The sequence below is a fragment of the Alkalicoccobacillus gibsonii genome (assembly GCF_016798245.1).
Lineage (GTDB): Bacteria > Bacillota > Bacilli > Bacillales > Bacillaceae_D > Alkalicoccobacillus > Alkalicoccobacillus gibsonii.
In genome coordinates this window covers 48,937-68,419 of record NZ_JAEUZA010000009.1, presented here as the reverse complement: position 1 = coordinate 68,419, position 19,483 = coordinate 48,937, and the positions used below count along the sequence as shown (strand labels likewise).

27 protein-coding genes are annotated in these 19,483 nt (G+C 34.4%); 19 read left to right on the top strand and 8 right to left on the bottom strand.

The window, feature by feature from the left end:
- Both JNO66_RS20210 and JNO66_RS20865 read left to right on the top strand, forming a co-directional pair.
- Positions 1-229: mersacidin family lantibiotic (locus JNO66_RS20210; RefSeq protein WP_210340965.1), on the top strand; the 229-nt coding region annotated here is incomplete at its 5' end.
- A 552-nt stretch (positions 230-781) separates the two neighbouring features.
- On the top strand, positions 782-913 hold the full coding sequence (locus JNO66_RS20865; RefSeq protein ID WP_273753840.1) for a hypothetical protein: 132 nt from the start codon (positions 782-784) through the stop codon (positions 911-913).
- Here JNO66_RS20865 and JNO66_RS20205 read toward each other — a convergent pair.
- Positions 889-1,467, bottom strand: a complete 579-nt coding sequence (locus JNO66_RS20205) for a hypothetical protein (protein ID WP_203091015.1) — start codon at positions 1,465-1,467, stop codon at positions 889-891. The genes JNO66_RS20865 and JNO66_RS20205 overlap by 25 nt on opposite strands.
- A 200-nt stretch (positions 1,468-1,667) precedes the next feature.
- Here JNO66_RS20205 and JNO66_RS20860 point away from each other — a divergent pair, with 200 nt between their 5' ends.
- Positions 1,668-1,793, top strand: coding sequence for a hypothetical protein (locus tag JNO66_RS20860; RefSeq protein WP_273753839.1), 126 nt, complete (start codon positions 1,668-1,670; stop codon positions 1,791-1,793).
- 80 nt (positions 1,794-1,873) lie between these two features.
- The gene (locus tag JNO66_RS20200; protein ID WP_203091014.1) at positions 1,874-2,281 is read left to right on the top strand and encodes a helix-turn-helix domain-containing protein; all 408 of its coding nucleotides are present in this window, start codon (positions 1,874-1,876) and stop codon (positions 2,279-2,281) included.
- A 117-nt stretch (positions 2,282-2,398) separates the two neighbouring features.
- On the opposite strand, the gene JNO66_RS20195 is transcribed toward JNO66_RS20200, so the two are convergent.
- The gene (locus JNO66_RS20195) at positions 2,399-3,460 is read right to left on the bottom strand and encodes a PIN domain-containing protein (protein WP_203091013.1); all 1,062 of its coding nucleotides are present in this window, start codon (positions 3,458-3,460) and stop codon (positions 2,399-2,401) included.
- 161 nt (positions 3,461-3,621) lie between these two features.
- Between JNO66_RS20195 and JNO66_RS20960 the strand changes: the two genes are divergently transcribed.
- Positions 3,622-6,183, top strand: coding sequence for a DEAD/DEAH box helicase (locus tag JNO66_RS20960; protein ID WP_203091012.1), 2,562 nt, complete (start codon positions 3,622-3,624; stop codon positions 6,181-6,183).
- A gap of 127 nt (positions 6,184-6,310) precedes the next feature.
- Here the strand turns inward: JNO66_RS20960 and JNO66_RS20185 are convergent, their stop codons facing one another.
- Positions 6,311-6,865, bottom strand: a complete 555-nt coding sequence (locus tag JNO66_RS20185) for a recombinase family protein (RefSeq protein WP_203091011.1) — start codon at positions 6,863-6,865, stop codon at positions 6,311-6,313.
- 482 nt (positions 6,866-7,347) lie between these two features.
- Between JNO66_RS20185 and JNO66_RS20180 the strand changes: the two genes are divergently transcribed.
- The 3 genes from JNO66_RS20180 (at position 7,348) to JNO66_RS20170 (ending at position 8,061) form a co-directional block, all read left to right on the top strand.
- Positions 7,348-7,518 carry a lichenicidin A2 family type 2 lantibiotic gene (locus JNO66_RS20180; RefSeq protein WP_246483383.1) on the top strand — a complete coding sequence of 57 codons (171 nt, stop codon included), beginning with the start codon at positions 7,348-7,350 and terminating at the stop codon, positions 7,516-7,518.
- Between the two features lie 36 nt (positions 7,519-7,554).
- Positions 7,555-7,761 carry a mersacidin family lantibiotic gene (locus JNO66_RS20175; RefSeq protein ID WP_203091009.1) on the top strand — a complete coding sequence of 69 codons (207 nt, stop codon included), beginning with the start codon at positions 7,555-7,557 and terminating at the stop codon, positions 7,759-7,761.
- Between the two features lie 87 nt (positions 7,762-7,848).
- Positions 7,849-8,061 carry a mersacidin family lantibiotic gene (locus tag JNO66_RS20170; RefSeq protein ID WP_203091008.1) on the top strand — a complete coding sequence of 71 codons (213 nt, stop codon included), beginning with the start codon at positions 7,849-7,851 and terminating at the stop codon, positions 8,059-8,061.
- 74 nt (positions 8,062-8,135) lie between these two features.
- On the opposite strand, the gene JNO66_RS20165 is transcribed toward JNO66_RS20170, so the two are convergent.
- The 3 genes from JNO66_RS20165 to JNO66_RS20155 all read right to left on the bottom strand — a co-directional run bounded on the left by JNO66_RS20165 (position 8,136) and on the right by JNO66_RS20155 (position 11,062).
- A complete protein-coding gene (locus JNO66_RS20165; protein ID WP_203091007.1) occupies positions 8,136-9,242 on the bottom strand; it encodes a replication initiation protein in 1,107 nt (368 codons plus the stop codon).
- Positions 9,243-9,879: 637 nt separating this feature from the next.
- The gene (locus tag JNO66_RS20160) at positions 9,880-10,305 is read right to left on the bottom strand and encodes a hypothetical protein (protein WP_203091006.1); all 426 of its coding nucleotides are present in this window, start codon (positions 10,303-10,305) and stop codon (positions 9,880-9,882) included.
- Positions 10,292-11,062, bottom strand: coding sequence for a ParA family protein (locus JNO66_RS20155; protein ID WP_203091005.1), 771 nt, complete (start codon positions 11,060-11,062; stop codon positions 10,292-10,294). Before JNO66_RS20155 ends, JNO66_RS20160 begins: the two co-directional genes overlap by 14 nt.
- Before the next feature lie 1,520 nt (positions 11,063-12,582).
- Between JNO66_RS20155 and JNO66_RS20150 the strand changes: the two genes are divergently transcribed.
- Both JNO66_RS20150 and JNO66_RS20145 read left to right on the top strand, forming a co-directional pair.
- On the top strand, positions 12,583-13,608 hold the full coding sequence (locus JNO66_RS20150) for a hypothetical protein (protein WP_203091004.1): 1,026 nt from the start codon (positions 12,583-12,585) through the stop codon (positions 13,606-13,608).
- 5 nt (positions 13,609-13,613) lie between these two features.
- Positions 13,614-13,877: a hypothetical protein gene (locus JNO66_RS20145; protein ID WP_203091003.1), complete on the top strand. Its 264-nt coding sequence runs from the start codon at positions 13,614-13,616 to the stop codon at positions 13,875-13,877.
- Between the two features lie 23 nt (positions 13,878-13,900).
- Here JNO66_RS20145 and JNO66_RS20140 read toward each other — a convergent pair whose 3' ends face one another.
- Together JNO66_RS20140 and JNO66_RS20135 are read right to left on the bottom strand one after the other, a co-directional pair.
- Positions 13,901-14,038: a hypothetical protein gene (locus tag JNO66_RS20140; RefSeq protein WP_203091002.1), complete on the bottom strand. Its 138-nt coding sequence runs from the start codon at positions 14,036-14,038 to the stop codon at positions 13,901-13,903.
- Complete coding sequence (locus JNO66_RS20135) at positions 14,038-15,159, bottom strand: tetratricopeptide repeat protein (RefSeq protein ID WP_203091001.1); 1,122 nt, start codon at positions 15,157-15,159, stop codon at positions 14,038-14,040. The genes JNO66_RS20140 and JNO66_RS20135 overlap by 1 nt, the downstream gene beginning before the upstream one ends.
- 889 nt (positions 15,160-16,048) lie before the next feature.
- Here JNO66_RS20135 and JNO66_RS20130 point away from each other — a divergent pair.
- The 9 genes from JNO66_RS20130 (at position 16,049) to JNO66_RS20095 (ending at position 19,412) form a co-directional block, all read left to right on the top strand.
- Positions 16,049-16,282, top strand: coding sequence for a hypothetical protein (locus JNO66_RS20130; protein WP_203091000.1), 234 nt, complete (start codon positions 16,049-16,051; stop codon positions 16,280-16,282).
- Between the two features lie 210 nt (positions 16,283-16,492).
- Positions 16,493-16,657, top strand: a complete 165-nt coding sequence (locus tag JNO66_RS20485) for a hypothetical protein (RefSeq protein ID WP_210340964.1) — start codon at positions 16,493-16,495, stop codon at positions 16,655-16,657.
- 186 nt (positions 16,658-16,843) lie between these two features.
- A complete protein-coding gene (locus tag JNO66_RS20125) occupies positions 16,844-17,278 on the top strand; it encodes a hypothetical protein (protein WP_203090999.1) in 435 nt (144 codons plus the stop codon).
- A 76-nt stretch (positions 17,279-17,354) separates the two neighbouring features.
- Positions 17,355-17,528 (top strand): hypothetical protein, encoded by a 174-nt coding sequence (locus JNO66_RS20120; RefSeq protein WP_203090998.1) that lies wholly within the window; start codon positions 17,355-17,357, stop codon positions 17,526-17,528.
- On the top strand, positions 17,525-17,992 hold the full coding sequence (locus JNO66_RS20115) for a hypothetical protein (RefSeq protein WP_203090997.1): 468 nt from the start codon (positions 17,525-17,527) through the stop codon (positions 17,990-17,992). The genes JNO66_RS20120 and JNO66_RS20115 overlap by 4 nt, the downstream gene beginning before the upstream one ends.
- Before the next feature lie 18 nt (positions 17,993-18,010).
- Positions 18,011-18,562: a hypothetical protein gene (locus JNO66_RS20110; protein ID WP_203090996.1), complete on the top strand. Its 552-nt coding sequence runs from the start codon at positions 18,011-18,013 to the stop codon at positions 18,560-18,562.
- On the top strand, positions 18,559-18,837 hold the full coding sequence (locus JNO66_RS20105) for a hypothetical protein (protein ID WP_203090995.1): 279 nt from the start codon (positions 18,559-18,561) through the stop codon (positions 18,835-18,837). The genes JNO66_RS20110 and JNO66_RS20105 overlap by 4 nt, the downstream gene beginning before the upstream one ends.
- Positions 18,838-18,870: 33 nt before the next feature.
- Positions 18,871-19,014 carry a hypothetical protein gene (locus tag JNO66_RS20100; RefSeq protein ID WP_203090994.1) on the top strand — a complete coding sequence of 48 codons (144 nt, stop codon included), beginning with the start codon at positions 18,871-18,873 and terminating at the stop codon, positions 19,012-19,014.
- A 74-nt stretch (positions 19,015-19,088) separates the two neighbouring features.
- Entirely contained in the window at positions 19,089-19,412 is a 324-nt protein-coding gene (locus tag JNO66_RS20095; protein ID WP_203090993.1) for a hypothetical protein, read from the top strand.
- Positions 19,413-19,483 lie beyond the last annotated feature (71 nt).

Here is a 19,483-nt window from a genome sequence, read left to right as displayed (position 1 = left end):
GGAGATGAATAGAATGTCAAAAGAGGAAATGATTCAAGCTTTTAAAAACTCAGAAGCAGGCAACGAAGGTATTGACAGTCCAGTTGGCAAGAGGTTAGATGAACTATCACCTGAGGAGCAAGCAACCATTCAAGGGGCGGGTGACGTGAATCCTGAAACCACTCCAGCTTGTTTTTATGGAGTAATTGGTACCGTCGGTTTATTTTCTGTTGCAAAATGTAGAGGTTAAAAGGATGATTAAGGTTTTAATTTTCAATACGATCTGTCTGTAAATAGATAAGTGATGCCCTACCTCCATCTGTTAAACGTGACTGAACGTGTTAAAGGCATCTATGCTAGAAAAAGAGAGTGATGCGGATGCATCACTCTCTTTTTTTGCTTATCTCAATAAATTACTAATACTTTTTGATATATACTCCCTAAAACATGAAACCAAAGCATAACAAGAACTATCTTAGTACGTTTCGTAAAACAAAAGAGCAACACCGTTATGTCCCCTTATTTCATTTCTCAACCTACGATTTTAATTTAGTAAGAGCTGCAAGCGAGGCTTCATATTGCAATAAATATTAGGTATTTAGAATTGCACTATTTTTCTGTAGGAGCTTCAATACTGATAATTTATTTGTTTATCTTTTAATGAACAGTATTAATGAGCAGTATTAAGTAATACTTAAACATTATAGATATTTAATAGAAGCTTTTTATGCTATACTTGTCTATAAGTTAAAACAGAACAGCTCGAAGGGCGGCGACACCTCTACGAAAGGGGGTGTTTGCCTTGACGATTTATGAAGCACATTCGTTAGCCAATCAACAAATGGCTAATCTAATAGCAATTGGTGGCGTGTTTGTAGCCTTTTTGGCCATTGCTGTTACAGTCGTGCTCTATATCGTTAGAAACACAAAATAGCCCCTTGAGCGACCAACTCGAATAAGGGCTATTGTAGAAATCCTATAAGCGCCAACCTTTGAAGGGAATTCTACACTAAATATGTCACTAAAATTATCAATATCTTGTCCTTTATAAAAATTCTTAACTTGTGTAAGTATTGAACTGTAAAACATAATAGCTATAATACTTATAAGTATGTAACAAATAAAGTTACAAGCATTAATAAAATATCTAACGAGAGTATACTCAGGTAATAACTTAAATTCATAAGTTACTGAAAACAATATAAAACCCATGAACCCAATAACCACTAATAAACCTAAAAAAACCATAAAGGCACCGCTCGATGTTGGAAGAGATGGATCGATAATAAAAACACCTATAGAGACAATAAAAACTAACCCTGCTAGACTTAGGGCGTTCACAAAATTATTTAATATAACTTTACTGTTAGGTATTAACAGCTTTTCGATTACTGTGGTACCTACATTCACCACAAATCTTTTTAATAAAGTTGCAATAGTTCCTATACTAATAATTATTGTGCCTACGATTTGGATGACCTCATACATGCTTTAACCTCTCTTTAAAAGTCTTTTTTTGTATCCTTTTAGACTATCACTCAACTTTCACCAGTACAATTTCACATTTGAAAGTACCTACAATTCGACTCTAAGTGAAATGAAATGTCGGCTGCACTAAAATTGTTTGAATATTTTAAATAAATTGTTATAATGGGAATGAATGTTCGATAATTAAAGGGGAAATCACAATGGTAAAACATTCTGGAGGAAAGACAGGAGCTGCTGGAAAAGCTTTATCAAACCCTAAATCTAGCTCAAAACAAAAAACTAAAGCCGCTAAAACACTTAACAATCACAAAGCAAAAAAACATTAACAGATCTCATGTTCATGTTCTAAGACTTGAAGTTACAGATATATTAAAGCGACTAATTCAGAGAAAGGTTGGTGTTGCTATTGGATAATTATCAACTGATATACGATAGAATTGATGAAACGATCGCCACTTACAATAAATACTTGCTGTTAATGGAGAATGAAGATCATACTTCAGTTTCCTTAGCAAAAACTCTTGGTATTTCTCAGACAAACGTTGCTAAGAAAATTAAACAGATGAAGAAATTTGGCCTAATTGCGGGTTCTGGTAGGCGTTATTGGTGTACAGGAAAAAGAGTGGTCGATACACCAATAGGTTTATATAGAAGGATTTCGAAGCTTATAGTAGAAAAACCAGGTATTGAACGGAAATACCAGGAACAAGCGGAGGCTTTAGGAGTGCCCTACAAGGAAATACAATCTGCTTGGGGGTATATTCACTATTATGCACATGCATTAAGAAGTGAAGAGGTAACGAGCAATAAATAAAAGTTACTGATCAGTGTTAAGTAATACTGACATTTATAATTGAAAAGTAATTTTTCAATAATTAAAGGACAATGAAATACATATTTCATTGTCCTTTCTTAGGCATTCGATAATCTATTAATATGACCATTTTTCAACAATAGAAATTGGAATAGGTTCTTCTTCATTGATAATTATATTAATTATTTCTGTTTCTTGTTTTTCATGATGAGTGCATCGCACCTCTATAACAATCGGTATTCTAATTAAATCAGATATATCTCTATCTTCATAATTTAAAAACAGAAATTTGTGTTCTTCTTTATCATATGGTGAAGAGTTGTAGTCAACAACAGAGACATTTGCATTAATAAGAAACATTGCGGTAAAAGCTATAGTAGCGACTCCCTGATTTTGATTAATTTCATCGTACTCATAATCTATTATATAAGGATCTTCCTCAATACTAACTTCATTAACCTGAGCAAAATTAACGTTACCTCCATCAGAATCTAAAGTAAAAACTGAATCATTGACACAATCAACTATATCAAAACATATTTCCTCTTGTAACGCATCGTAGACATGAACCAAAAACTCGTGAATATATATTTTGTCCTTTGCTATAGTATTGAAAAAGGACTCGAGAGAATGCTCATGATCAAAAAAATCAATTTTCTGGCAAAAATTTTTTAAGTCGTTATCATTACTCAAAACTGTTATAGACTGATTTTTTTCTTTGAACCAGTCTTCTAATGCCAATAAAGAAACCGCATCTGGAAATTCACTTTTTTTCTTATTGCTAAAGGGTAATTCTCCAGTAAAATATCTTCTAAAAACTTCACCCATAAGCACCTTATCACTGGGCAATACTACTGCCTTCACATCTATTAAGAAAGCTGAAAAACTTTCTAATAACTTCTTATAAACGATGTCAAAATCTATGTTGAATACATTGTCAAAATCATCGATGTTCCTAAGTATTTTTAAATCTTTAGTTATTTTTTCATAACGCTTTTCTTTTAACTCTTCAAATAAGTTCTCTTTAATTTTAGACTCTACTTCGTGTTTCACTATATCTGTAATGTATACCGTAATAAGATTATCTGCTGTGGCGTTAATAAGTCTTTGAAATAAATAATTTTTAAAATTAAAGTTTTTACTTTTAAAAATTTCTGTATCCAAAAATACGTTAACCAAACAATATTCCTCCTAATAATTGAAAAGTCTTATTTAGATTTAAAAACCATTACTTTTTAGTATCCAGAATAAAAAATTAATGTTCACTTTTATAAAGAACTAAACGATACATAGTATATAATGGTAACTAACCATATTATAGTCAAGAAGGGAGATAAATAGTGAGCTTATTTAAAAAAAGGATACAAAATTCTAAGAATAGAGTTTCAAAGAATTCAACTAATCCTATAGACATCTTTAAAACACTAATACATCAAGAAGGTTATGATTACTTAAGGGATGTTCAGAAAGAATTCTTACTAAAATGGTACGAATACGAAAGAAGTACAAAAGATGTTGTAGGTGTACTTAATACGGGTGCTGGAAAAACCTTAATTGGTCAATTAATTTTGCTTTCTAAACTTAATGAAGGAGCTGGCCCTGCTCTTTATTTATGCCCTGATAATCAACTTGTAGAACAAACTATAGAACAAGCCAATATACATAATATACCCGTAGTATCTATAATTGATAATGGTCCTACTCAACCCGCCCAATTTCCCTTAGAATTTCTAAACGAAGAGGCTATTCTTGTAACAACATTCGAAAGATTATTTACAGGTAAATCCATTTTTGGAGTTGAAGGTTCTGGTCATAGAACTATTCAAGATATAGGAGCTATTGTAATAGATGACGCACATTCATGTATAAAGAAAGCAAGAAAACAGAGCACAATTGTATTCGAAAACGATCACTCAGCATATAAAGAGATACTTGAACTGTTTAGGCAAGATTTAGAACAGCAGGGAAAAGGCCTTTTAGTATCTATTGATAATAAAGAGAAATCCGTTTCTAGAATGGTCCCATATTGGTCTTGGAGAGAGAAGAAAATTGCTGTTCAATCTATTCTTGACAAGCTATATTCATTAAACGACGCGTCAGTAAAATTTAATTGGGGATTAATTGGTGATGACTTACATGAAGCTCAATGCTTTATAAGTGGTGATAAACTTGAGATTACACCTTTAAAAGTTCCATTTGAAAAAATTCCATCTTTTAATAAAGCTAAACACAGATATATCTTATCAGCTACATTTAATAATAACTCAGAATTGATAACAGAGTTAGGTTTATCAAGAGAATCCGTAGAAAATCCTATTAAAATAAAAAATCAAGGAGATGCTGGTGAAAGATTAATCATTGCTCCAAAAAGATATTTTCCGGAAATTACAGACCAAATAATGAGACCTATTATTGCTGATTATGCAACTAATCATAATGTAGTGGTTATTGTACCTAATACTTTCAAGGCAAATGAGTGGAAAGCTTTTAGTCCCCAAATTGTTGATAAATATAATATCAATGATGCAAAAGCTAAGCTAAAGAATAGTAAAGGTAATTTAATGGTCTTCTTGAATCGTTATGATGGGATTGATTTAGCAGGTGATGCTTGTACTATCTTAGTGTTAGATGGCATACCGAAAGCGCAAACAGTTAGAGAACGTTATTTATCTATCGTGAAAGAGGGTTCATCAATAGTCAGTGCACAAACAGCACAAACAATAGAACAAGGTCTAGGTAGAGCTGTAAGATCAGGTAGTGATCATTGTGCAGTATTTATTTTAGATAACTCTTTAATGAATTTTATTGGAATAAAGAAAAATAGAGTACATTTCACAGAGTCAACCCGGAGACAACTAGATTTCGGTTTAGAATTGTTTAATGATGTCCAACCAAGCAATTTAGATCATGCTCTTAGAGAAATTAAAGAGGCTGTAGACATGTGTCTATCAAGAGATTCAGAGTGGAGGCAGTTTCATAAAGAATTAATTTTAGCTGAAGATGATCAGTCTGAATTAAACCCTAGTGATAATACAAATATGCTTGCGAAAGCACAGACTGAATTAGCCGCCTTAAAGAAATATAAATTTGGCGATTATGAAGAGGCTCATAGAATAGTTCAAGAGTTAGTTAATAGTAATCCCACCATGATTGATAACGAAAAAAGTTGGTATCTACAAGTTGCAGCTGAAATCATTGATAAAGTTAATCATACTAAATCTACTGACTTACAAGTCAAAGCAAGAAACTTATCTTCAAACGTATTGAAGCCTAAAGTATTTACTTATTCTAAACTAACATCTTCTAAGGGTAGTCAATCTAGCACTTTGTTAAAGTGGTTAAGTAATTATACGAATGGAACTGATGTAAAAATTGCAATAGATGAGCTTTTTAAAAACTTAATCTATTCACCTGAGATTAAAAGCAACAAATTTGAGAGAGATATATACAATATAGGTAAATTTTTAGGTTTCTCTTCGCAAAGACCAGAACATGAAACTAACGATGGTCCTGATAATCTTTGGCGCCTTGATAATGGTCATAATATTATAATTGAAGCGAAGAACGAAAGACAAACAGATTTTATTTCGAGAGCAGACATAGAACAGCTACTTCATTCTATAGAATGGCATAAAGATAAGTATGGAGATGAACAAAGATACTATCCATTATTGTTTCATCGAGCCTCCAGAACTAATCAAGATGCCCATGCTCCCAAAAACTCTTTAGTAATAAGTGAACAAAAATTACAAATGCTAAAGGAGTCACTACATGAGTTAGGTACAGCGTTGTCTCAGAGAGCACCATCTTCATGGAGTGAAAATGAAATACACACTTTACTAGCTGATAAAAAATTAACACATGATACTCTTCTTAGTAGATATTCTAATGCACTAAAATAATTATAAAAGAGCTTCGGAACGATTTTTGCTTAGGAGGCAGCAACTTTCCGAAGTTTTTTTATTAAATGTTTCTATTAAAAGAAGTTATAGGTGGAAATTCGACTTAGTAAAAGAATCATCCTTAAACTTAATTGAAGTCATTTTTACGCCTAATTAATGTACGTTTTTGTATACCTGTCATTTCCTCTACTTCTTTATATGTGTGTGTCTCTAATAACTTTAAAGCATGCAACACTTGCTGCTTTGAATGCTTCCTCGGCCGTCCCTCACGAAAATCTGGTCGCTGCTTCGCAATCATTTTTCCTTCCTGGGTTCTCTCAACGATCATGTCTCTTTCAAATTCAGCAAATGAACTCATAATATTAAAAATTAACCTTCCAGTAACTGTATCCTCAACAATTCCCATATTTAGAATATGAACTCTTACACCCTTATCAAAAAGAGTCCGAACAGTCTGAATTGCGTCAACGGTTGAACGAGCAAAACGATCCAACTTCGTGACAACCATTGTATCTCCTTCTTTTAACTCTTCAAGAAGTTTTAGGAATTCCGGTCGTTCTTTTTTCGTTCCTGTAAATTTTTCGGAATAAATCTTCTCGCAGCCTTCTTCTTTTAATCGATTCAGTTGTACTTCCAAATCTTGAGAGACTGTACTCACTCTTGCATATCCATATTTAGTCAATTTAACACCTCAAAATCGCTCTATTTATGTCACTAAGTTTAGACACCTTACAAACCTTAATTCTACGCGAAAGAATTCATGGTGTCAATTCTTAAAAGTTTTGTCACTTATCTAGTTATGTTTTAGTTATTTAATTCTTCTATTATAATTGTGATACGTGAAATTATTTGACGTACATTTGTCTTGCAGCAAATGTACGCGAGTTTCCTCCTCTAACTTTTTCATAGGATATATCTTTGTCTCATTTCACTTTAAGGTGTTTAATAGTTTCTATAAATTCCTATCAACAATTTCCTGATCATTAGCTTCTTAATCTTCTTCATTGGTTTCCTTAAATACTTTGCGATTTTGCGAAGTGCATAAATAACTATTTTATATATAGAATTCAGTTTATGAAGCTAGTTATTTTAACTTAGAGAGGAGAGATTGAGAGTATGTCTAACGAGGAGATAATTAAAGCTCTTAAAAATCCAGAAATTCCCTTGGATAAAATTGAGAGTCCGATTGGGCGTAAGATGGATGAGCTTTCAGATAAGGAATTAGCTGATATCCAAGGGGCTTCGGATGTAAGTCCTGAAACTACACCAGCCTGTGTTGCTACAGCTATTACTGTTGGTGTAGCAACATTTTCAATTAGTTTTTGTCGGAAATAGTCTTAATAGTTATAAAAAAATTTGGAGGGTAAAATAATGTCTAGAGAAGAGAAAATAGAAGCTCTTAAAAATCCAGAGTCCCGGGGTCATGAATTTGATAATCCTGTTGGTAAAACGATGAATGAACTCTCAGATGAAGAATTGACTAATGTACAAGGGGCTTCAGACGTAACTCCTGATACTACTATAATCAATACCAGGATTACCATAGCTGTTTCAGTGAAGTTTTGTCCAAGGCTCTAACACGGATACCAAGATAGAGCTTTCTCCGTAACACAAATAGAACTCTAGGAACCCATATCTCTAAAATATAAAAGGAGTGTTTTGATTATGTCTAATGACGAAAGAATTAGAGCTTTAAAAAACCCTGAGTTTCGAGATACTAGAATGAGCAATCCTGTCGGTAAAACGATGAATGAACTTTCTGATGAGGAATTAGCGAAAGTTCAAGGGGCTTCAGATGTTAGCCCCGAGACTACCCCAGCCTCCTATGTAACGATTGGCATTTTTTTATCAGTAAAAGTTTGTATCGGTAAGAAGTAATACGTATTCTATATTGAATGTGTAGCTTTAAAAAAAGAAGAGCGCCTATAATGGTTTGCTCTCCTTTTTTATTACTATGGTCTTCCTTCCTTACTTTTTCTTAAAGCCTCTAACATTTCCTGAAATTCTAACGCTGCTTTATCATTTGAAGTAATACTTGTTTCGTCATTTGTATCGTCTGTCCATTTAGGTAATATATTTCTTCGCACATTTCTTTTTAGTTTTGTAGCAGGCTTAACATCCTTTAAATAAAAATCCTCTTTTATAGCTGTTACTACATAACCACTTAGATTTTCAATATCTTGTACGTTTTTTTGCTTTAAAACATAACCAATATTATTCTTAACTCTTTCTTCTGAGTATTCATCAACAAGTAGTTTCGCAACATTTGGTCGTATACCCATACGGATTGCGGAAAGATAAGCTCCTTCTTCTTCCGTATCATTAATAAGGACTTCACTAAAGAATGTGTCATTTCGTTCTATGTAAAAGGTAACACCCACAACTTTTTTACCTTTTTTAATTTCTTCAATTTCAAACTTTATGTCTGTTTTTTCTTCAAGGTCTTTTTTAGCCTTATTAATCACTTTACTTTTAAGGTTTGCGTAATACCTATATGCGTTCGGTGGCACCACTAAAAGTTCACGCAACTCTTCAATACTAAACGAACGTTTTTTGAGTTTTTCAAACGATTTTAAAAGCTCATAGATTCGCACAGAATAGGCACTCTGTAGACTTAGAACATTCGTTAACTTAAATCCCGTATAGTTACGTTTTAAGTCTAATAGATACGGTCTAAGCTTTTCTGAGAATTCCAACTCGACAAAGCCTTTTCCACGGAAATATTCAGAACTGGATAACCAGTTTACAACAAGTTTTGATTTATCAGATTGGATCACAACCGTTTTCTTTTGAAGCTCCGTTACGGTTTCTTCCACTTTCTTATAAAAATTACTACTTACGATTCCCATCATATCGGCAAGATCTTTTACTCGAATACGGTGCGTCCGGAAATTCTCATCTTCCGGTTGTACTAGAGATGCTAGAGTAAAAATAATTTTCTTTTCATTGGCTGTTAAGTCTTGTGGAGTACTTATGAGCTCGTTCGACTGCGAAACGATGTACTCGGACGAAACAGTAGATGTCTCTAATAAACTAAGTTGTTCTGAATCCATCGACATAGAACTCCCTCCCTCAACACTATCTTAACTATATACTGGAACAAACCTGAATTTCTACTCTCCTTTTGGTTATAGTTAATGCCCATTTCTACAAAGGTCTGTTCCTTCAAGGAAAAATGTATCATAATAGTTTGTTCTTTTTATAACTATAACCAGATAGAGAGTCAACTAAAGTCTTAACTATAACTAATAGAAGAGTCGTTAAAGATTATCCTCCAGCAAAATACACGATTATACAAATAATGTATTGAAAACTTACAGAAATTGTGTTAGTTCGCTTAATGACTCTCTTATTGGTTATACTTCACTCTTCTTTTGGTTATAGTTGACTCTCCTACTGGTTATACTTCACTCTTGCTTTGGTTATAGTTTAACTCTCCTACTGGTTATATTTCACTCTTCTTTTGGTTATAGTTGACTCTCCTATTGGTTATACTTCACTCTTGCTTTGGTTATAGTTGACTCTCCTACTGGTTATACTTCACTCTTCTTTTGGTTATAGTAAAACGCTCAAACCCTTGTCCAGTCTCTAGTAGCGAGTCTAGTAATCAAGTAATCAAACAATCATAGTAATCAAGAAAAACAGAATAAATCATTATGTTAAACAAACAAGAGAAGTTGTTTTGTTCTTATTTTCTTATTCGTTGTTTTTTTCTATCTGATCTAAGAACTCTTTTAGTGCATGATTAACTAGTTTCGTCTTAAATCCTCTTTTTTGTCCCTTTGCTAGAGCATCTAAACGTTCAAGTAATTCATTTTGTATTAGAAACGTTCCGCGAGTATGAGTGTCCTCGACTGTAGGTTTTTTGTTAGTTACAGTAGACCAAAAATCGCTAGATAATTCATCCGCTTCAACAACTTCGGTTTCACTCTTTTTATTATTTGTTACATTTAATTGCTTATTTTCAGTGTTTTGTTTATTTGTTACGTTTAACTGTTCAGTTTCAGTTTTATTGTTATCTTCATTCGATTTTTCTTCTCCAAAGAACGCATAAGCAGCGGTCTTCTTTTGTTCTTTGTTTCTCATAGCAGCTCGTAGATCATTTTTTTTATTGGCTGACACGGGACTTCAACTCCTTTAGAAATTTTGCATGATAGCTAAATGCTTGTTTTGATTCGGGCGATTCAGCAAGTCCATAGATTGGAAGTCTACCAGTTGTCGCACGTCGATGAATGACCGTATCAAAAACAAGATCGGGATAATCTTCTGCAATTAGATTCACCATCATGGTTGAATCACTTCTCCTGGAATCAGCAAGTGTCCGTAGAATACCAGCTATACGAAGATCTGGATTTATACGTTCTTTCGCAGCTTCAATCGTCTCAATGAAACGAGGGACCGCAGAATAACAAAACTTACTAGTCTCAAACATGATGACAACATCATTCGCCACACCTAATGCATTGATTGTTTGTTCTGATAATGCAGGTGGCGTGTCGATAACAATATAATCGTAGTAACCCTGGACTGACTCTAAACAACTCTTCAAGGCAAGAGAAGGATTCCCTTTGTATTCTCTAAAGAGAAATTGAGGGATTGTTGCTAAATAGTCATCAGCAGGTAGTAAATGAAGCTGATCATCAATCATTTTTATGTAGGGTTTTGCATCGCCTTTCTTAATGGCCTCTAAAACAGTCTCTCCTTCAAATTCAGCCAAGTCTTCTACACCGCTTAAGAATTGAGACAAGTTACCTTGTGAATCCATATCTACGGCTAGGACACGAAATCCTTCTTCTTTCAAAAGAAAAGCAGTAACGCCACTTGTCATGGTTTTACCGACTCCACCTTTTTGAATACCAAACATGATAGTATGTGCCATATCATTAATCACCTCACAGTAAATATAACATGGTTTAGCCATACTAACAAGTAAAACTGAACAGTATTAATGAACATTAACAGTATTCATATTAAATACTAAGAAATAGATTACTTATTAAATAAGAGAGTTTAGGAACAGTATCATTGATGAGTACAAGTAAAAAAGATTACTGTTCATTCTTACATTTATGTTTAAGTAATACTACACACTGAAAATTAAACGTATTAATTAGTTTTAATATTATTAAGTTTAATGTTTCATTAATATAATTAATGTTCAGTATTACTGAACATAGAATGTGTTATGGTAAATATTTAATTTGGTGTATAGAGAGATATTTAGCGAATAGAAAAATAAATATAACCAAAAGGAGAGTCTTAGGTGGCTCTCCTTTTGGTTATATTAACAACCTAATTCTAAAATTTATATTAAGTACTACTGTTCATTAATACTTAATCTATTAAATAAAAAGTATTAATAAACCAACTAGGCTAGCACAGAGCACTGCAGGCTTATTCATACACGCAATTTCATATAGTAGGTGCAACCTTGACGTTTACTAGTCAGCTTTTAAAAATACTAACTCAATTTGTTTGATCATATCATAGCAATCAACAATATTTAATCTGGTGCAGTTAGAGTGAAATTTAATGATGTAATTGTATTTTTGTAGATAAACATAGTCATTACGCTTTAATTAAGAAGATAGAGAAAGGTAAAAATGTTCTTAATCAATGAATATATTCATTCTTACTGTTCAGTCATATGTAATACGTCTACATATCACTGATCTACTTTATGGTTACTTTTAAGTGACCATTAAGACTTGCGATCATCCACATAGTAGTGCCATATCTAATAGATTTGAAAGTTCAGAAGGTTAGCCTTCGAATAAAAAAGTAGGATCTTTCCAGTACAGAAGATTCTACTTTTTAACAAGTATATAATGAAAGCTTGCTGTTATGGTAACCCTCATGATGGAGGCCATATTATTCAAATTGTCGACCATTAAAACTTCACATTCAGAGTTTGATTGATTTAACACCGATCAATTTTGTAAATAGAGCTTTAATTAATATTAGCGCGAGTTAAACATATATATATAACATTTAAACTATTACTTTATACTGTTCAGTAAAATGTAACAGTGTTAAGTAATTTTGTTTTAATTATTTTTTAGTCTTCTAAGTACTGGTACATTAAGGTTTTTAAATCTGCAGTTAGTGTAGAATGACAAAATACTTAATGTAAGGGGTTCACATTCTAACAAAATATGCTAGGATTAAACATAATACATACAAAAATAAACAAAAACAAAAAAACCCCCCACTGCATTTTTAAAGTTTGAACTGTTTGGCGACGGTAAACTTTAAAAATTCTCAACCAGTGATGGAGGCTTTTTTCTGTACTCATATTTAGTTATGATTGAGTTAATCATACCATAATATTGGCGTACATTAAAGCTTTTTCCTCTATTTATTGCTGGATGTTAGTGGGCATAAGTAGGAGGATTTTTTATGTCGTACAGAGAGCTGTTACTACATGAATGTCGTTCACTATCCAGGTTTAAGAGCCTTGATGCGTTTAACAAATCATTCATGTATGCCATGAAAGAGTATAAAGATCAATTCAGCAAAAGTGAATTGGTGGCCCTTAAAGAGATTAAGAACCGTGGCGTAACCGCTTACGGTGTGGTAGGAGCCAAGCTAGGAACCATTATTAAAGACGCTGCACACCGTTTAGGTTTTATTTGTCCATCACGTCGTACCTTTGAGCGCGCGATCACGAAGGCAAAAAAGCTAGGTATCTTAAAAGTGGTCAATCGGAAACAAAAGGACCAAGCCGGGAAGGAAAAAAATATCCTCGGTCATAGTATTTATGTATTTGAATTGTTTTCGTCTGATACACAATTGGCGGAGCGAGAGCCGGAAAAATTGGCGGAACGAGAAAATGCTGAAAATCCTTGTCCTACTAGTCATTCTGACGAGAAAGAGGAGTCTGATACTAGTGAAGTTAATACTCGTTCTTTAAAATCTTTAAAGATACGTACCTTAGACGCGTCTTTCACTCCATCTTATGTACCTGTTGAATTTAAAGAACATGTACAAAGATACTTTGATGATGCTGAACTGATTAAAAATCTATGGTTGCGTGTGAAGATGGATAAGAAAAAAGAGAGTAAACGCCAAGCGCAGGTGGAGAAGAATGGCGGGACTCTAGCAGACTACTACGCATTAGAAGTATTGGCCGCAAAAGAAGCATTTAAACAGACGATCTATGCGAAAAAGAAAAATAGAATACAATCGAATCTGTATAAGTATTTCTACGGAACCTTTCACAAGGTTCTCTCGAAACAGATCAATGACCACTATCCGGATTCAGATAATCCATTCTTAAAAGCGATGGATGTCATCTTGAACATGAAAGATGCTGCGGTGAAACCAAAACAACAAGTGACAGCTTTATTTAGCCATGAAGAGGAAACCACCTTAGATGATTTTGAGGCGATTAATGCGGAATTTAACAAAACCACGAAAGGTTGATGTGTATGTATTCGCAAGCGCAAGAGTCGGTAAAGTCGTTTATCTTTAGTCCGAAAATCAAATGGTTCGTGATCGTAGGCGTGGTTCTTTTCCTTTTGGCGACGTATACACAAGAGGTGTTGTTGTTAGGTATGGCAGCTGTCGTATTGTTTATGGGGGCAATCGTTTTATGGTACGTTGCGAAGTATGTCCTACTCATTGGTTTGTTGTTTGCGGGTATATTTGGGTTTATTGTGATTGTAGGGTTTATATTAGGTGTTTTTCTATAAAAAAAGAGCCTTGTAGGGCTCTTTTAAAGTGGGATATCTACTTTTGCTGATGAAGTATTAAAGGGTACAACTGTCTTTCCAGCATTTTGTTCTACACCTTGAAAAGAAAATGCTAGTATACCTAAGATTATTACTGTAAATAAAATATTTTTAGTTTTCATTATGAAATACTGACCTCCTTTTCTAAAGTGATCTTTCTTAGAGTTTTATAATCTCTTGAAAGTTCCATGTACTTATAGGCTTCTAAGAAATTCCCTTTAGAGCTGTAGAAACAAGCAACATCGGCTGATAGCTCCGAAGCCTCGTAAGTCATATTAGCTTCAAGAAAATTATTAATTTGCTTGTTAACAGCCTCAATATCAAAATCGACATATAAGCTATATAGGAACTGACTTCTGCAATTGAATTCAAAATCTTTATGATTGGTTAATGCTTCTATTCCCTGTTCTAAGAATGTACAAGCTTCTGTATAACGGGATTGTTTAAAAAGGACATTAGCAAGATTTATTTTATTTTGCGTGACAAAAAGGTTATTATTTACGCTTAAACTGTACTCTTCCTCACACAACAAAGTAGTAAATGTTCTTTCAGCTTTTTCCAACTGGTTACTTCTAATAAAGTGCATTCCAAATGATCTTAAACAAAAAAAGGTCATATCAGTAACAAATAAACTTTCCTCCAGTAATTCTGTGTACTTCTCTTCTGCTTCTTGAAAGTTTAATGTTTCTGATAAAATACTTGCGAGTAAAAGTCTGCATGAGATTTCATTTAGTTTATAGAAACAATCGGTTGAAAATATATTTTTAGCTCTCTCTAGATATAGACTGGCTATTAGCGTTTCATCAAGTCTGTAATACAGAATACCGATACGTTTCAAAAAGTCAGCTTTTTCAAACGTATCTTCTACTGTGTGAAGAAGTGATTCTACTTTTTGATAATGCTTAATAGCAACAGAATACTCTTCTTTCTGAAATGCTAATTGGCCAGCGTGATCATGTATAAGAATTTCTATTGAATCATCTAAGGTTGATTCTTGATTCTGAGCCCATAAATTAGTTTTATCTTGCAATGTATTTTCGTTAAAAGTGAGATTGTGCTTTGATGACATTAATCTATATAAAGTGTTTAACTTATCACTTGAATTTAAAATCTTCTTCACATCAAAAGAATTATCTAAAAATTCTTTCGAGCTGGTCGCCTTATGTTTCTTAAAAGAGAGTATATAATGATGCCATTCATGGATTAAATTATATAAATCTATTTGGGTAATCTTTTTGCTCAATAGAAACCTCTCCTCGTAATAGGAAACTTTCTACTAATAATACCCTAATACTGTTGTTTTTTATCAAATGATCAGAATTTCCCAACCTTTGAACCATTAGTTATTAATACTTATAAGTAGACTGTGAAAAAAGGTTGAGGAAATTTAGAGGTAATATGTGGGGTTTTTTAAAATTGATCTAAATTCTGAAACTTTTTATATAAAGAATCGTACAATTTTAGAAAGGGTGCTTTAACCCTATTTTTATTAAATTTGTAATTGCTTTAGACTTAGTCTTGATACCATGTACTTCTTGATAATCGTCGATCTTATCTAAGAGGGGCTTGGGGTAAGAGAGATTGAGTTGCTTGAATGAAGTATTCTGTTTGGTTCCATATTCACTTAATGTATTAGTAACAGAATCTGATTGATGGTATAGGCCTAATCGAATTAATTCTAGAATGGCAACATTTCTAAAGGGAATGAAGTGGTTGATCTGATATTCGTCTATTTCAATTAGTAGACTATCGTAAAATCTCATTGATACAATTTCAAGTTTATAGGGGAATTTCGATTCATTTTTAGACAATTTCGACCACGCCCTTGCAATTTTAGGAAAGATATTCTATAATGAAATTGTGTTAGTTAAGCACAAAAAGTAATTTTGTTTTAAAAAAAAGCGAGACATTAACAAGCGGTGTTCCAGCACCACTTGTTAACAATACCAAAAGTTGTGACAACCAACTCTAGGCACTCTGTCCTCGCACTTACTATAAGTATAACGGATTCATGAACTAGCTTCAAGAGAACCCGTGTACGCAAACACTAGTATGTGCAGCCATTGTTCTTGGAGAATGATGGTTTTTTGCCTTTTGAGCTTGGCTTGCCAACGCACAAAGGAGGAAGCACATTGCAAGAATCGACGTTAGCTTATGTAGATATCGCCCGTCAAGCTGATACAGTTAAAACATTTGATGGTCGTATATGGCGGGTTAAGGGTTTGGTTGGAGTGGATGATCAAACCGGGAAGCGTAAACATCTTGCTGAACTTTATTACAATATCGCCTTAATCAAAGATAATAAATGGCGTACGATTGCTAGACGAAAGAAAAGGTGTTTACCCCTTAAACTTTGGGGAAAGTAAATTATGACATGACGCGGTTTTGAACTGTGCTGAAAAGCGCAGGAGTTCTTTCATAACTCCATAAGATGATATCCCTTTGCTTTAACTCGGCTACGTAGCGGGGGATATACGAGACTCTTCTAGGGTTAATTGACAACTAGTGTTAGAAGAGAACAGTTGATAGGTTGATTACGTGAGACCTATCTGTAGTCGTGATCACATAGCTCGTTGATGATGATCGCAAGTTCACCTGGTGAGGCATCGTGTCCGACGAAGCCAGGAGAAGGCGAGATCGCATATCGTCATAAGGTTGCTGAATGTGCCAGATATCAGCATTACATTGTGGCTATACTGCCACAAAGGGTTCCTTGTTCCGGCCATAATACAAGGCGGTAAGTAGGGCGTCGCTATGTCGTTAGCTGCTTATCATGTCGCTTCACCCGTACGATCGGACCAGGTGGTTCATTCCTAGTAATACAGGAGTCCTCTGTCCACATCTCAACGTCAGATATGTCATGTGTCTGTTTGCTTTTCGGTACAGTTCAAAACCGCGTCTAGATAAAATCTCATTGGAGGCAACCTATGCGAAAAAACCGAACAAAACTCAATCAACGAATGCTGCCATTTTTCCTTGGAGGCTTTTTGGTGTTAGGAGGTTGTTCTGTGTTTGGTGCAGGGGAGCCGATACAAGAAATTAATGATGAAGAAGCAACCACTTTTGAAGATGGATTTATCTATATATACCGTGAAGAAACAGAAGAAGAAAAGTATCTTGAACAACTAGAAGAAGCATTTGGTGAAGTTGGGGAACAACTCACTTTATTTAACATAAGAGAACATGCTGATGGTAGTGCTAGAATTTCAGATTACGGCCTTCATAATAACCGTTATGCTGTAGCTTCATATGATAATGGTGAATTAGTTAATCAAATAAAGTTAGATGAATTAAACAATGAAGTCGATCCCGATGTCATTCATCGTGCGTTAGTTGATTTCATAGAGTTTAACCAGGAATAAAAAACAAACAAAAACACGAAGTACGCCTTTTGGTGAACTTGGTGTTTTTTTTATACCTAAAAAAGGAGGATTCATCATGCGTACACGATATATGAACTTAGAGAAGATTGATCAGCTCCACAATGGGTTAGAGATTGAGGTAGTCGGGACAGATCACATCAAGTATAATGGGGCGAAAATTGGAGAGGTTGGAGGGCGCGGAACGGTTCGGTTGACCCACGAAATGCGTCAGCGTCATCCGCTGTTATGAATTCAATATTTCGTTCTATCCGGCGGCGTACGAAACTCTATAAGAAGCCCGATACGATTGGTGATACGTTCAATCTTCATAATGAGACATGGTTAGTCATTGGTATTCAAAATATTTCCATCGTGTACAGTACGCTAGATATCTTGTACGTCTGTCAACGAATTAGTGAAGATGCCATCATCCCCCAACCACTTGTAGGTGTTGGGGAACCGCTTGTACCGTTTACATTGCGTATTGAAACAGGAAAAGAGCACATATTGGAAAATGTTCGCCTTGGTCGACTTTTTTATGATCAACAAAAGCGACCCTATCAATCGGTTGAATATGGGAATGTTGATATTGCGTATACAGATGTTGTAATCACCATTTATGCGCGACCTATTCGAGCTGTATCAAGACATGAAGCTCGATCGAAGTATCGAAATCAACAGAAAAAGACATTACAATTGTTCTCACAGTCATAAATAAAAGGAGGAGTAATGGTGGGGAAGAATGCACACAAAGTTGATACAGAAACGACCCAAGACATGGCCGAGAAGGCAAAAAAGAAACTTTTTCAAGCCTTTGAAGCCAAAGGGGTTCATATTTCAGAGAGCTTCAATGCATCCATACGGGGCGAAATGAAACAGACGGTTGAGCGAGTAAAGATACCGGATTCCTTAAGTCCATTGGGATATATTTTAGAACGTCAACATCGATTAGAAGTATCCAAATTTAGTGACATTAATCAAATGAGACAAGTCTTTATTCTCGCTTATCATTTGGGAATCTATCATGTGGAACAAGATATAGAGAGACTGACCGAAGGTTGGAAAGGGGAGTGGGAGTCCTGGAAGATTAGGAGGAATCGGTATAAAAAGGCCTGGTCTTATGCGTTAAATTGGATGCAAGATGCTGGTTTTATAGATGATTCAACAACTATACCGAAAGAACTGGAGCTGGAGTTAGATGCAGCTAAAGTCGATACGAAACCACTTTCACCCATGAGAAACATTGTGAATGACATGGCAAAAAAACAATTTTTGGGATTGTGAAGCCTGTCTTATTGCTTTATGCGTGGTCTGCGGGGATTTGGATACTCTTTGCGAATCATGTGCCACCGTTTCATTTGTTGTCAACCGATCAAGGATTAGCTGATCTTCAACAGCCTGGTGTATTTACAACTATCATGATCGTAGTTTTAACGTTTATGATTCTCTACTATGCTGCGAAAAACCTATTGAAACAAATGCGTGAGGATGACTTTATTCTTGAAGAATCAAAAACGACTGAGACAACAGTCATTAATGTAATGACCTATCGCGTGTAAATCTTTACCTAATAGTTGAGGTGATTGCTTAAAATGAATGAGAATGAAGGATTAGATTTAGCGTTTGGAAAGATGCAGGACTTTATTTTTATGGAGTTAATTGTTTTTGTAACGGTGGTTTTTGGCTTCTTAGTTATTTACAATCTGTTCATCAATCGAAAAAAAAAGAGAGACTAAGAAATTCCCAAAAATATCAGCTAACAAAATTGTAGTGAGTTTGTGTTTATTGTTTTAGCATTAGGAGGGAAAAGATGCAGATTCATCAAATCGTCGGTCTAACTTCTGCCGGGTTACTTACTTTGCTAGTTGCAGCTTATGCCTATTTTCCCGCATGGTTTCATAATAATGAATGGAGAGAGAAAAAGAGGGAAAAACAAGAACGAAAGCATGAGCTCATAAAAAACCATTTCAATATAGAGGAAAAAGATTATGTACTAAGGGAAGATCGAGGAGTTACCAATCAATACACATTGTATGTTGAAGGAAAGCAATATCACGTTCAATTCCAAGAATCCAATGAGGACACATGCTTTAAAAAACTCGTTCACGTACCGTTGAACACCAAATTTAAATAATTGATAACAGGGAGCACCGTATAAGGTGGTCCTATTTTTTTATCTCTAAAAGGAGGTGAGGCCTATTGGAA